Source organism: Streptococcus sp. HMSC073A12 (assembly GCF_001812815.1).
Taxonomy (GTDB): domain Bacteria; phylum Bacillota; class Bacilli; order Lactobacillales; family Streptococcaceae; genus Streptococcus; species Streptococcus vaginalis.
The window spans coordinates 22896-37175 of record NZ_KV810537.1; the positions used below are offsets into that span (position 1 = coordinate 22896).

Here is a 14280-nt window from a genome sequence, read left to right on the forward strand (position 1 = left end):
ACTCCTCATCTGCTTTGTTAGAAGGAGTTTTTTATGTTTGAAAAATGGAGTTTACGAGATGTTATCCTCTTAGCTCTTTTAGCTATTCTTTTCGGTGGGATTTTTGTCGGTTCAGGTTTTCTTTACAATATTTTGACAGCTATTTTAGCGCCAGCAGGTTTGGAGCCTTTCGCCAATGAAGTCTTGTTCGGACTTTGGTGCATGGCAGCTCCTATGTCAGCTATACTCATTCGCAAAACTGGTAGCGCCACGATTGGAGAAGTGCTTGCAGCCCTCGCAGAGGTACTATATGGTAGCCAATTTGGCATGAGCACCTTGATTTCTGGCTTCATACAAGGATTTGGTAGCGAGCTTGGGTTTGCTGCGACCAGATACAAACGCTATGATTGGTTGTCACTTACTTACAGCGCAATTGGTACGACCCTTTTGAGCTTTGCCTATGAATATTTCAAGATTGGTTACTATGCTTTCAAACCTGAGTTTGTTTTAGCATTGTTTGTTGTTCGTTTTCTTTCGGTATTCTTCTTCTGTGCTGTTCTGGTTAAAATCATTATGAATCTTTACGACAAGATTAACCAAGCTGCTGGTAAATAAGATGAAACTAACATTAGAACACATTTATTTTAGAGATGTCTTTAAAGATTTAACCTTCGCCTTTGAAACAGGCAAAATGACACTCTTAATTGGCGATACCGGTGCTGGCAAATCAACCCTTTTTCGGATTTTAACGAATTTCAATGAACTAGACTTCTCTGGAGAGGTCAAACTAGGTGATACACTACTATCTCATTTACCTATTCATAAACGAGTCACCTACCTCAGCATGATGTTTCAAAATCCAAGCCGTCAATTCACCATGCCAACTCTCTATGAGGAATTGATTTTTACCTTAGAAAATCTCCAAACACCCTCTGACCAGATTGATGAAAAAATCCAGCATGCGATTGCACTTGGCAAAGTAGAGCACCTGCTTCATCGAGACTTTCTGACCTTATCTGGTGGAGAAAAGCAACAAGTCTCTCTGGCGGTTCTGTTGGCTATGGATTCGCAGATTATTCTATTGGACGAGCCCTTTGCTTCTGTCGATCAAGAAGCACGCAAGCGCTTGATTCATTTACTATCAGATTTGACAAAAATGGGGAAAATGGTGATTCTGTGCGACCACGACCGCAGTCTCTATGCGGACTGCGTTGACCACCTTGTTGAATTAAAAAATGGGGAACTTTTTGAACGAGATGTAGCTCTTTTAAAAAAGGAACTCCCAAGCTATCAGCTGGCATGCGAAAATACCCAGCGGAATCCTCTCTTACAATTACAGCACGTTTCCTGTCAATTTGACAAAAAAATACTTTTTACAATTGAGGACTTTACTTTTCAACAAGGTATTACAACTCTCATCGGAGCTAACGGTGTCGGCAAGTCCACTCTCTTTCGTGCTATTTTGCAATTGCAAAAATACAAAGGCAATATGAGTTATCAGGGGCAAAAACTCAAGAAAAGCAAACAATTGTACCGCCATATTACTGCCGTTGTTCAAGATGCTGAAAAGCAATTCATTCAGACGACCCCCGCAGAGGAATTAAACCTGCCCTCTCTTTCCAGTGAAAACCAAGCAAAGGTACAAGAAGCCCTGGATTTATTTGGCTTAGAGGACAAAATGGATTCTAGTCTTTTTCACTTGAGTGGTGGACAGAAAAAAATCATTCAATTATTGGCTATCTTGACCTTGGAAACTCCTGTCATACTCATGGATGAGCCCTTTACTGGCTTAGATAAAAAAGCCTGTGATTTTTTTGCTAATTGGATTAAGGAAAAAGCTGCACAACAGAGCTTTATTATCATTTCTCATCGTTTGGAGCCCTTGGACGGCATTAGTGATCATTTGGTAGAGCTGACGTCTCACGGGCTGACAGAGAGGAGAGCGCTATGAAAAAAGAAGAAACAAATGTCCTAGCACTCTTGCTCCTTCTCATTGTATTGACGCTAGAAATTTCCTTTGTCCGCTCAACATGGCTCAACTGCGCTATTGTCGCAGGAACACTTATCTACCTTACTTACCTTAGCAAATGGTGGGGCATTCTTTGGATGTTCCTTCTTCCATTGCTTCCAGCGTTGGCAAATTTCTGGGCTATCCAGCTTCACGGCGACAAAAATCAAGCGATTGTTCTTTTTACGCGCTCCTTTGCTTTAGCGGCTCTGGGAATGACCTTTTTATACGGCGTCAATCTCAATCAACTCTTGCGCTATGGACATCAAAAAGGGCTTCCGAGTCATTTTACCTACGGACTGCTCGTTGTCTTAAACGCCATTCCAGTCATTCAAAAAGAAATCCAAGCTGTTCGCGAAGCTAGTCTCTTGCGAGGTAAAACCTTACATTTCTGGTCGCCAATCTTTTATATCAAAGCAATTTTTATCGCTTTCAACTGGCGAGATTCCTATGTAGAAGCTATGTACGCCCACGGATTTGATGAGACTATCAAGCGAAGCTATTACCGACATTTAGAAACACAAAAAAGCACCACCCTTGCTTGCTTCTTGATTTTCCTCCTTATCAATTTGACTCTTTTGATCCCAAGATAGAACTCGACATAAAAAATACTGTGGAATTTCTCACAGTATTTTTTATGTCTTTGTTCTTGCCAATCTTTCTACTCAATTTCCACACAAAAAGCATCCCAGCCCTGTAATTTATGGGTTTGAAGTATCTTAGTTACATCTGTGTTAGCAATCAAAACTTCCTTTACAGTATTTTCCAAGACAAAACTTTGCTCTTCATTTGAGAAGTTCATCACGATCAGATATTTCTTTGTTGTCGTTTCTCGTAAATAAGCAAACACCTTATCAGCCGTTTCAAGTAGTTTAAAATCTGCTGTCACCAACCAATCATTGTCTTTTCTCAATTGAATTAATTTTTGATAAGTATAAAAAATAGAATTTGAATCTTCCAGAGCTGCTTCTACATTGATCGTTGAATAGTTAGGATTGACAGCTAGCCAAGATTGACCGGTTGAAAAACCTGCCTGTTGATGGGCATTCCACTGCATGGGTGTGCGAGCATTGTCCCGCCCAATCGCGCGAATACTTGCCATAATATTATCCAGCGGTACCCCCTTTTCAAGGGCTTCACGAGCATAATTGAGAGATTCAATATCTTCCACTTCTTCCAAGGTCTTAAAGGGATAATTAGTCATACCAATTTCTTCTCCTTGATAAATGTAAGGAGTGCCACGCATCAGATGAAGTAAAATTGCCAAAGCCTTGGCTGACTTCTCGCGGTATTTCGTAGCATTTCCCCAGATAGAGACAACACGCGGAAGGTCATGATTATTCCAAAAGAGCGAATTCCAACCCTCTTCTACGCCTAGTTCATTTTGCCACTTAGCAAAAATCTCTTTGAGCTTAGGAACGTCCAATTCATCTGCCACATCCCATTTGGGTTGATTCGGTTTGTATTGAAGACCAATGTGTTCAAATTGGAACACCATGGATAATTCATGATTCTTTGGATCGGAATACTGCTTTGCAATTTCAGGAGTGGCACCCCAAGTTTCGCCAACTGTCAGTAAATCCTTCTCCCCAAATGTTGCACGGTTCATCTCCTGCAAGTAAGGGTGCAACATTGGTCCGTTATTGACAATTTTCTGGCCGGGTACTTTGCCAATCATGTCAATCACGTCCATACGAAAACCACCAATTCCCTTGTCAATCCAGAAATTCATCATCTTGTAGATTTTTTGACGTAGGGCTTCATTTTCCCAGTTGAGATCAGGTTGTTTTTTGCTAAAGAAGTGCAGGTAATATTGTCCAGCTTTTTCATCATATTGCCAAGCAGAGCCACCAAAAATAGAGTCCAAGTCATTCGGCTCATCTCGCCAGATGTAATAATTGCGCTCCAGGCTATCTGGATTTTCACGCGCCTCTACAAACCAAGCATGCTCATCAGAAGTATGATTGACCACCAAGTCCATGATAATTTTAATATCGCGCTTCTGCCCTTCCGCAATCAAGTTCTCCATATCTTCCATAGATCCGAAAATATCCGCAATTGCTTCATAGTCCGCAATATCATAGCCATTATCATCCATCGGACTCTTGTAAACCGGAGAAAGCCAAATAGCAGTAATCCCAAGTTTCTTCAAGTAATCCAATTTACTTGTAATTCCTTTTAAATCACCAATTCCATCTCCATTACTATCCATAAAACTCTTTGGATAAATCTGATAAATCACGGCATCATGCCACCATTTTCTTTGCATTATGCATCTCACTTTCATCTTTTTCACCTTCCATACTATATAATCTTTCACTTCTTTGCAAGCGTTTGCGTTGAATTTTAATTTCTTTTTGGTATGTAAAAATTTTGACTCTGTCAATTTTAGAAATATTTGAGAATTGCTTGAGACTTATTTGACAAGCATTTTGTATACTAAATAGCGAAAAAAGGGGAACTCTACGATAGAAAAAATGGAGGTCACGTTATGGAAACTGTTGTAAATGTGAAACACATCAGCAAGAGATTTGGACAACAACTCGCTTTGAATGATGTCAGTCTCACCGTGAAGCAAGGAGAAATTTACGGGCTAATTGGGAAAAATGGAGCTGGTAAGACAACGCTTATCAAAGTGATTACCCAGTTGATTCAGCCCAATAGCGGTACGGTCGCTCTCTTTGGCTCTTCTAATAAATCCGAATGGACGCACGCTCTCAAACGAGTTGGTTCTGTCATTGAAGCACCCGCTGCTTACAATCACTTGACGGCTTATGAAAACTTAAACTATTGCTGCAAGATACGGCATATCCCAAATGCGGACAAGGTTATCCGAGAAACTCTCTCTTACGTCGGACTAACCAATACTGGCAAGAAAAAATTCCGAGACTTTTCTCTTGGAATGAAACAGCGCTTGGGCATTGCTATTGCTCTTCTGTCAAAACCAGATTTGATAATTTTGGATGAACCGATTAACGGGCTTGACCCTGTCGGAATCAAAGAATTCCGCCAGTTGGTGCAACGTCTCAATGAAGAATTAAATATGACCTTCATCATTTCCAGTCATATTTTAAGTGAACTATACTTGGTCGCTACAAAATTCGGCATCATTGAAAATGGTCATCTCATCAAAGAAATTACGAAAGCAGAATTTGAAGAGCAAAATGAAGATTATATCGTTTTGAAAACAAATAATCTTGCTGAAGCAAGCAAAATTCTTCACGATCAACTAGGTTACCGCCTCAAAGTTGTAAACGCAACAGACGAGCTGCATATTTTCACTCACTCACACGAAATTAACAAGATTATTCAAGAGCTAGGAAAGGCGAATATTACTATCAATGAAATCTACTATGCTCGCCAAGATTTAGAAAAATACTTTACAGATTTAGTAGAATAGAGGGAGGTTTATCATGTTTCATACTATTCAAGCAGACTTTTATCGTCTTTTCCGTTCAAAAGGTTTTTGGATTACAGAAACCCTTTTTATCACCACGCTCTTATTAGGTGTGTTCTATGGTGTCATAGGCAATGTCGGGGTCCATACAGATACAAAAGCTTTAGAAAAACTGGGCGACAACGGAGGCTGGACTGGTTTTGAGGCTATCACCAAAACTTCTGATAATTTTAGTAATACCATTATTTTTACTATTATCCTTGTTGTTTTATTGATTGGAATTGATCTCACTCAGAAATTATATAAAAATTCTATCACTAGTGGTATCTCACGGACAGAATTCTATTTGTCTAAGTTCTTTGTTCTGGCAAGTCTCATCGTACTCCAATTGATTCTAACCTATTCCTCATTTATTCCTGCTACACTCATCAATGGTATTGGAACCGCACCCAAACATTTCCTTTCTAATTTTCTCATTACGATAGGGGTTCAATTTATTTGTACGCTTGCTTGGGTTAGTCTTATTTCTTTCGTACTGTATGCTACAAATTCTATTATAGCTGCTATTTTCACCTATTTTGTCGGCGCTTCCCTGCTAGGTTTGCCAACTGCCTTTTACCCAGATATTGACTGGTTAAAATACTTGAACATGCAATTCTATTTTGACATGGTTTCTAAACAGGATATGGTCTTCAAAACCATAACCATCGCTCTTCTCATCACACTTCTTTTTGCATTTAGTGGTTTGCAAGTGTTTAAAAGAAAAGATTTATAACAAAAGAAAACAGCTAGTCAAATGATTAGCTGTTTTTCTGTATAAAATATTCACAAACGGATAAGCAATCCAAACCATTCTCCTTCAGTTTTCATGGTTAAATCACCGCCAAGAATATCTACCAGTTGTTGAGTGATATAAAGTCCTAAACCAGAGGATTCTTCCATGTTAGAGAGATTTTCAGAATAAAAGCGATTGGTTAATTTTTCCAAATGCTGAATTGGTTGACTGACAATATTTTTTACACTTAAAAGAATAGCCGCATCTTTTCGGATTAAAGATAGCTGGGCAGTTTCCTTTCCATGCTTGAGGACATTGCTCAACATATTTTGGACAATCCGCTCTAAAATTTCTGGATCTGACTTTATTACTAACCCCTCCTGCAAATTTACTTGCAATTCAATTCCTTGCTTTTGAAAGGCATCATAAAAAGGAAGCATTTGCTTTGCAATCAGCTTGGAAATATCTATTTGTCGAAATTGTGGTCGAACAGCACCTTCCATAAGACGACGGTATTCCATGAGCGCTTCTAAACGATTGGAAACAACGGACAGATTGGTCGCAATTTTCAACAGCTGTTCATTTTCTTCTTTTCCCTTTATAAGCTTTTGGGTATAGCCACTAGCAATGGTCAAGGGTGTGCGAATATCATGAGCAATATTGCTAATCGCCATATCTAAGGTTTTCTTTTCCTGACGAGCTATAAAACGTGTCTGCTCTACTTCTTGAAAGAGCTTTTCAACTTCATTTGCCAACTCAACAATCGTTTGGCTGTGGTTTTGAGGTGCCAAACGAATTTCACTGCTTGTTTTTCGTTTTTCTCGAATCTGTGCCGCCAGATTTCTCACTGCCAAATGATAACGTAACAGCAAAATTCCAAGCAGACTGATGAACATAATTAGTATAACATCAAGCATTCTCAGCCCTCCTTGAGCCGTACACCTAATCCCCAAATTGTTTCTATATATTCTTCCGAATCATCTACTTGTGCCAATTTCTTACGAAGATTGCTGAGATGAGTGTTGAGCGTGTTGTCTCCCGGCAAATATGCCTCTTCCCAAATCAACTCAAACAGTTCTTCCTTTGTGTAAATTTTCTTCGGATGATGAAGCAAGGTTTGAAGTATCTGATACTCTTTCTTGCCTAAACGAACCCGTTTCTCGCCATTGACTACTTCAAATGTTTCTGATGAAAGACGGATATTTTTTATCCCTTGAATTTCCGTCGCTTGCTTTTGTGAAAGATGATTGCGCAGCTGCACCGTCACACGCGCAAAAACCTCGTCTAGATCGAACGGTTTGACAATATAATCATTAGCGCCGTCCAACAGATACTGACTAACCAGCGATTTCTCACCCAAAGCTGTCAGCATGACCACTGGAATCTGACTGTTTTTGCGAATTTCTGCCAAGACCTGATCACCGTTTTTCCCTGGCAGCATAATGTCCAGCAATACCAAATCAATTGCTTCCTGCGCAAAAAGCAGCAACCCTTCCGTTCCAGAATAAGCCGAGAAAACTCTGTGCTCAGTTTCAAATAAATCTTTTAAAATGTCATGAATATCGTTGTTATCTTCGATGATTAAAATAGTAGCCATATTACATCCATTTCCAGTAAAATCTCTTATCCATAGTGTAACAAGGAAAAAGACGGAAGTCAACGGAAAGCAAAAAAAGAGAGTGGGATGACGAAATCAAGTTTCTACGAAGCTACTGATTTCTGCCCCACTCTCACCGAATTCTTGAAATAAGAGAGCCGATTAAAATGATTTTAAATTTTGTCTCACGCCCCAATTGCTCTATTTCACACTTGCCCCGTTAGTCGCAATGACTTCCTTATACCAATTGAACGATTTTTTCTTGGAACGTTTAAGTGTGCCCTTCCCATCGTTATCCCGGTCTACATAGATGAAGCCATAGCGTTTTTTCATCTCACCGGTTCCAGCGGAAACGAGGTCAATACAGCCCCAAGTGGTGTATCCTAGAAGTTCTACACCGTCTACATTAATCGCATCGCGCATAGCCTTGATATGGGCTGCTAGATAGTCAATACGGTAGTCATCTTCGACATAGCCATTTTCATCTGGCGTATCAACTGCTCCCAGCCCGTTTTCCACGATAAACATCGGCTTTTGATAGCGATCCCAGATGACGTTAAGGGTAATTCGCAAGCCCAGCGGATCAATCTGCCAGCCCCACTCAGAAGATTTTAGGTAAGGATTCTTAAGCGAGGCAAAGATATTTCCGGCAGTTTTTTCATTGACCTTTGGATCACCAGAAGCCACACGGCTAGAATAATAAGAGAAGGAAATAAAATCCACCGTATAGGTCTTGAGCAAGTCTAGGTCTTCTTTTGTCATTTCAACCTCAATACCCAAACGCTCCCATTTCTTCTTGGCATAGTTTGGATATTCTCCTCTGGATTGGACATCGATGAAGAAATAGCTTTCCCGATCTTCCTGCAAAGCTGCCCAGTAATCTGCCGGATTGGCTGTATTTGGATAATACTGACCAGCTGCCAGCATGCAGCCAACCTTGTTTTCAGGATCAATCTCATGAGCCAACTTGGTCGCAATAGCTGAGGCCACCAATTCATGATGAGCTGCTTGGTATTTGACCTGCTCTTCATTTTCCCCTTCTTCAAAGTAAAGTCCTGCTCCCATAAAAGGCGCATGGAGAATCATGTTGATTTCATTGAAAGTCAGCCAGTATTTGACTAGCCCCTTGTAGCGGGTAAAAAGAGTGCGGCAGAGGCGCTCGTAAAATTCCAGCATTTTGCGGCTGCGCCAGCCCCCGTATTCCTCAATCAAGTGCATAGGACAGTCAAAGTGGGTGATAGTCACCAAGGGCTCAATGCCATACTTGTGGCATTCCTTAAAGAGGTCTTCGTAAAATTTCAAGCCTGCTTCATTGGGCTCCAGCTCATCTCCTTTTGGAAAAATCCGAGACCATGCGATAGAGAGTCGATAAGTCTTAAAGCCCATTTCGCCAAAAAGCGCAATATCTTCTTTAAAATGATGATACATATCAATGGACTCTTTTGCCGGATAGAAATAGCCTTCCTCAAAGTCAAACATCTTTTTCTTACCAGCAATAATCGGGAAACGATCCGCACCAATCGGCACCACATCGACATTTGCAAGGCCTCTACCATCAACATCATAGGCCCCTTCACATTGGTTGGCAGCGGTCGCTCCGCCCCATAAAAATCCATCTGGAAAAGTCAATTTTTCTGTCATTTTTTCCTCCTTATAATATAAAACGTTTTCTACATTTTATATTATAACAAACAAATAAGAAATTTTCTTATAAAAAACTGTCAAATAGTGATACTATTCTATTTTCCAAGTGCATTAATGACTTTTGCTAACTTTTGTCATTTAGAACTGAACATTTTTATTAAAATCGGATATCTGACTTCATTTCTCTATCGCTTAGCATAACAAAACTCCCTTTGAAACGCCAAAGAGAGTTGGATGATAATTTATCCATTTTAGTACAATTTCAAATCCCGTGGGTCTATTGGGAAAGTTGGATTATAAGGATTATGACGAAGTTTGAAGTGTTTTACTTCTTCAATCGTTTGAGTACCAGATAATTGCATCACTGTTTTTAATTCATCATTGATATGCTCAAAGACTTGGCGGACACCAACACTACCACCAAGAGCTAGACCATAAATCACAGGTCGTCCAATGGCCACTAAATCTGCCCCAGAAGCGAGTGCCTTAAAGATATGCTGACCACGACGGACACCTGAATCAAAAACAATTGGTACACGTTTATCAACTGTTTCAGCCACTTCTTGCAATGAATCAAATGCTGTCGGACCGCCGTCAATTTTCCGTCCACCGTGGTTGGTCACCCAAATACCAGAAGCACCGGCATCAAGCGAGCGCTCTACATCTTCACGACATTGTGGACCCTTGACATAGACAGGAAGGTCTGAGTAAGACCCGATAAATTCCACATCACGAGGGGATAATTTTTGCTTAGCTGATTTGTAAACGAAGTCCATTGTCTTGCCTGCACCATCAGGAAGCCACTTCTCCTTGTACATTCGCCAGCTTATGATCCGCTACCGGAGCTAGAATAATTGGAGACGATAGTTTATCTCCGTCAAATTCAATCTCTGTACTTGGATTTTCCACATTGCGAAGCGTATGAGGTACGATTAGCTTATGGTTAAAGGCACGAATATTTTCCCGCAGAGTAAAAGTATCTTCGGCTCCACTTGCAATATAGCCAAATGCAGCTTTGGGAATGACCTTCTGAGCCATGGGCTCTAAATCATAAGTGTTAATGAAATCAACTGGACCTTCAGCACTACTAGTTTGGTAAGACATAATGTTTCCTCCTATCTAATGCATATCTGCAGAGAAAGTCAGATTGAACTTTCGAGAAGCAAACGCTTTCATTTTTTCGAAACAAAAAATTCAATCAGTCTATCTAACAGATCAGAATAATAAGAATTTGTATAAAATTTATACCAATTTAATAAAGTGAAACAGCTTCTACAATTTATAGTAGAGTTAGAGAGGGATGCCCTCCCGCTCTAACTACTATAGACAGTGGTAAATTAAGATAAGCTGTGGATCACGTTATGGCTTGACACCATATTCTTTGAAATAAGCTGTAATAGGTCGCAGCTCTTGCCCATCATAAGCCGCAAAGAATTCTTCTGGACTCATTTGACCATGTGTTTCTTGATAACCAGTAGAAATTTTTTCTACAAAGTCACCATCAACAATATCCAATTCCAACTCTTCCACAGGGATACCACATTTGTCTGTGATTTTAGCATCAATCAAAACAGGCTTTCCAGATTTTGAAACTTCAAGTGCGCGGTCAAATGCAGCTGGCAATTCCTCTAAAGTTTTAACTGTTATTCCCTCTACTCCCATTCCTTCTGCGACTTTCGCAAAATCTACTTCGTAGAGATCTACGCCTGAAAAGTTCATGACCAAATCTTCCTGTTCAGACTTGATAAAGTTGAGTGAATTATTAGAAGTGATAATATTGATAATTGGCAACTGGTATTTGACTTGGGTCGTCAGATCTTGCATGACCATTGAAAACGCACCATCTCCAGCAATATTGAAAACTTGACGATTTGGAAAACCAAATTGACCTGCGATAGAAGCTGGTAAGCCATACCCCATCGTAGCAAAGAGAGCTGAAATTGTCCATTTCTTCTCTGATGTAAAGTTTAAGAAGCGGAAGCTATTGATAATATTGTCCCCAACATCAATACCATAGACAGCATTGGCATCTGAAATGTGGTTGATTTCGCGATAAACTTGCTCAAACTCTAGTGGTCCGTCTGCTTTTTGCATTAAACGTTCCAGATAAGCTTTCCAATCTTTCATAGCTGCCACACTTGCTTGATAAAATGGTTGTGGAGCGACTGCTTCACTACGTTCCAAGGCTTTTTTCAGAAAACTTCCAGAATCTGATAAAATTCCTAAATCCAAGTAGTGATGACGACCAAAATTAGCAGCATCAATATCAATAGAAACAAACTTAAAATCATGAGAACGATAAACTAAGTTGGCAAATGGGAAGTTTGTCCCAAGAGCAATCACCAGATCAGCTGCCGCAAAAGCTTCATCACCAACCTTAGAGGCGGCACGATTCAATGTTCCTAAGTTGGCTTCAAAGTCATCTGGAATTTTGCCCTTAGCCAGACCCGCTACAGCAATCGGAATTTACAATTTTTGAGACAGTTCTATCAATTTTTTGCATCAATTGCTCTACCCCCCAAGCTTTATGGATTCCTTTTTGCAAAATGTCAATCGCTCCATAGCCGCTTGTGACTGCATTTAATGTGTCTGCAAAATCCTGATTGAGCTGTCGAGTAGCCTGAACTGCTACTTGCTCGTTTACCACCATACTCATTTTCAGAACTTGCGGAAAATCGTCTGGACGTAATGTTTCGACAAAGTTTATCTTTCGGTAAAATTCTTGCGCCATTTCTGCTGTCATGACTTTTTCAATCATAGGGAAAATCGTTCCCGTTTTGACAAAAGCGCCATTTTCAGCTGTGACAACGAGGTGCACATCACGTTCTCTCCCTTCAAAGTAAGACAAGACCTGTGCCACTAGGTCTTGAGACCAACATGTCCCCAGCAGTACCTCGTTTTTATCAAAAATCCGCGCACCATTTGCAACAATCAAGGTCACGCGCTCCAACAAATCACCAAATAACAAGTGCATTCGGTGAATTTCGTTGCCCGTTGCCACCACAAACCGAATCTCCCGCTTGTCCAGCTCATCCAATATATTTTTCAACCGACTTCGATCGAATTCCCCTTTTTCATCTAAGAGCGTGCCGTCCATATCGGTCACAACCATCTTAATTGTCATGTTATCACCTCTAACAATCATCCATTTCAAATTCAAATCTCGTCGTTCATTTATTTCATGATGACAACTATCCTTTTGCTATTTCTGTAATTTTGCTCGGATAATACAGTACAGGATTGGCTACATTTACATCCTATTTCAAAAGGATTATAGCACATTTAAAAAATAGTAAATAAACCTTTTTCTTCTATTTTATCAAAAAGAGGGGTGAAAAAGAAACAATTGTATTCAAGCAAGGATTGGTCGTTTTAGATATAGTTTTAAGCTATATCCCTTCCTCTAAATTAACTATTTTTCAAAAGTGCTTAGCTTGTGTACAATAAAAAGTAAGAAATTTAGAAAGAGGCTTTTGACATGACACAATCAAAATTTCAACTTGTTGGCTCTCTTCTTCGCCCAGCCAATCTCCTTGCCTACAAAAATAAAATCGAACATCGTGATGATATTCACTATCCATTTTACGACAGTTTTCCCGGCTATCTTGAAACAGAGACAGCAGCGATAAAAAAAGTGATTGCTGATGAAAAGGCAAACGATATTGATATTCTGACAGACGGCGAATACTCGAAATCAATGTGGCACTTAGACTTTGTTTGGGGTCTTAAAGGCATTGAGCGCTACATTGCTGACCATGGTTACACTTTCCAAGACCATGATGGCGGACAGTACGAGACCCGCAAAGACATTGGTATCCGTATCACTGAACCTCTTTCAGGGAAGAATCATCATTTCTTAGACATTTACAAATTGCTCAAGGAAGAAGCTGGTAATACGCAAACCAAATTAACCATTTGGGGTCCTGCTCATGCTTACACAGAACTGGCTATCTTTGATGGGCTAGCTGGCGATGATCAAGTTTACAAAACAAATGAAGAATTAAAGGCCAGTCTCATCAAGGCTTACAAAGAATTCTTGACAGAATATAAAGAAGCTGGCGGTGAAATTATCCAGTTTGACGACTGCCTCTGGGAACTTTTTGACGAATCAAATCCTGCTTCATTTTTTGCCGATGGCAATGCTGCGCTGGCTGATTTAGCTGATGAATTCATTGCAATCAATAACGAAGTGGCTGATTATGGACATCAATTAGGACTGAAAGTTTGGACACACAACTGCCGCGGAAATTATGAAAGCCGTTCGGCATCAGGCGGAACTTATGAAGCCATTGCGGAAAAATTCTTACGTGATCAACACTATGACCGCTTTTTCTTAGAATGGGACAGTGATGTATCTGGTGATTTGAAGGCTCTTGCTTCTCTTAAAGATAAAGATGCCGAAGTTGTTCTTGGACTTCTTTCTAGTAAGACAACTGATCTAGATGATGAAGAACGTGTACTTCGTTTATTAGAACAAGCCAGCACTATCCTTCCTAAGGATCGTCTCCTGCTGTCACATCAATGCGGTTTTGCTTCCTGCGATTCAGGCAATGAACTAGCTATTCCACAACAATGGGCCAAAATCAAACAAGGTCAAGAAATCGCTAAAAAGTTTTGGGATTAAGTTGTACGTGACGACATCTTATGACTGTTTAGTAAATCCTTATAAAACGCTAGACAAACTTCTTTTTGAGGTTTGTCTTTTTAACTTTCAAAAATAAATACGACTGAAAAAAAGTAAAATCAAAATGATTTCTCTATTTGGCAAATTTTTAAGGTAAAAACAACAGAGAGCGGCACTTGGACATTTTCCTCCTGATATCTATGTTACAACTTTCAGTTCATTTGTTTAACACGAAAAAGGAGGTTGGGACAAAAGT

At 39.9% G+C, this 14280-nt stretch carries 10 protein-coding genes and 3 pseudogenes; 6 read left to right on the plus strand and 7 right to left on the minus strand.

Translation table 11 applies throughout. From position 1 onward, the window contains the following. The first annotated feature begins 33 nt into the window (after window positions 1-33). The 3 genes from HMPREF2876_RS05115 to HMPREF2876_RS05125 are packed head-to-tail and all read left to right on the plus strand — an operon-like array spanning window position 34 to window position 2580. On the plus strand, window positions 34-594 hold the full coding sequence (locus HMPREF2876_RS05115) for an ECF transporter S component (RefSeq protein WP_024052436.1): 561 nt from the start codon (window positions 34-36) through the stop codon (window positions 592-594). A gap of 1 nt (window position 595) precedes the next feature. Continuing rightward, window positions 596-1930: an ATP-binding cassette domain-containing protein gene (locus tag HMPREF2876_RS05120; RefSeq protein ID WP_024052437.1), complete on the plus strand. Its 1335-nt coding sequence runs from the start codon at window positions 596-598 to the stop codon at window positions 1928-1930. Then, a complete protein-coding gene (locus HMPREF2876_RS05125; protein ID WP_070584426.1) occupies window positions 1927-2580 on the plus strand; it encodes an energy-coupling factor transporter transmembrane component T in 654 nt (217 codons plus the stop codon). Before HMPREF2876_RS05120 ends, HMPREF2876_RS05125 begins: the two co-directional genes overlap by 4 nt. Before the next feature lie 68 nt (window positions 2581-2648). Here HMPREF2876_RS05125 and dexB read toward each other — a convergent pair whose 3' ends face one another. Then, window positions 2649-4256, minus strand: a complete 1608-nt coding sequence (dexB, locus tag HMPREF2876_RS05130; protein WP_024052439.1) for a glucan 1,6-alpha-glucosidase DexB — start codon at window positions 4254-4256, stop codon at window positions 2649-2651. Window positions 4257-4478: 222 nt separating this feature from the next. On the opposite strand from dexB, the gene HMPREF2876_RS05135 reads away from it, so the two are divergent. Next, on the plus strand, window positions 4479-5387 hold the full coding sequence (locus HMPREF2876_RS05135) for an ABC transporter ATP-binding protein (protein ID WP_024052440.1): 909 nt from the start codon (window positions 4479-4481) through the stop codon (window positions 5385-5387). Window positions 5388-5400: 13 nt separating this feature from the next. Beyond that, window positions 5401-6159 (plus strand): ABC transporter permease, encoded by a 759-nt coding sequence (locus HMPREF2876_RS05140; RefSeq protein WP_024052441.1) that lies wholly within the window; start codon window positions 5401-5403, stop codon window positions 6157-6159. Window positions 6160-6209: 50 nt separating this feature from the next. Here the strand turns inward: HMPREF2876_RS05140 and HMPREF2876_RS05145 are convergent, their stop codons facing one another. From HMPREF2876_RS05145 to HMPREF2876_RS05170, 6 genes and pseudogenes are all read right to left on the minus strand, one after another. Beyond that, the gene (locus HMPREF2876_RS05145) at window positions 6210-7076 is read right to left on the minus strand and encodes a sensor histidine kinase (RefSeq protein WP_024052442.1); all 867 of its coding nucleotides are present in this window, start codon (window positions 7074-7076) and stop codon (window positions 6210-6212) included. Window positions 7077-7078: 2 nt separating this feature from the next. Next, entirely contained in the window at window positions 7079-7756 is a 678-nt protein-coding gene (locus tag HMPREF2876_RS05150) for a response regulator transcription factor (RefSeq protein WP_024052443.1), read from the minus strand. Between the two features lie 201 nt (window positions 7757-7957). Then, window positions 7958-9397, minus strand: coding sequence for a 6-phospho-beta-glucosidase (locus HMPREF2876_RS05155; RefSeq protein WP_024052444.1), 1440 nt, complete (start codon window positions 9395-9397; stop codon window positions 7958-7960). 254 nt (window positions 9398-9651) lie between these two features. Beyond that, window positions 9652-10504: pseudogene (locus HMPREF2876_RS05160) on the minus strand (alpha-hydroxy-acid oxidizing protein). Between the two features lie 255 nt (window positions 10505-10759). Continuing rightward, window positions 10760-11893: pseudogene (locus HMPREF2876_RS05165) on the minus strand (thiamine pyrophosphate-binding protein); the annotation flags it as partial. A gap of 1 nt (window position 11894) precedes the next feature. Next, window positions 11895-12524: pseudogene (locus HMPREF2876_RS05170) on the minus strand (HAD-IIB family hydrolase); the annotation flags it as partial. A 354-nt stretch (window positions 12525-12878) separates the two neighbouring features. Here HMPREF2876_RS05170 and HMPREF2876_RS05175 point away from each other — a divergent pair. Next, the gene (locus tag HMPREF2876_RS05175; protein ID WP_024052449.1) at window positions 12879-14024 is read left to right on the plus strand and encodes a cobalamin-independent methionine synthase II family protein; all 1146 of its coding nucleotides are present in this window, start codon (window positions 12879-12881) and stop codon (window positions 14022-14024) included. Window positions 14025-14280: the final 256 nt, after the last annotated feature.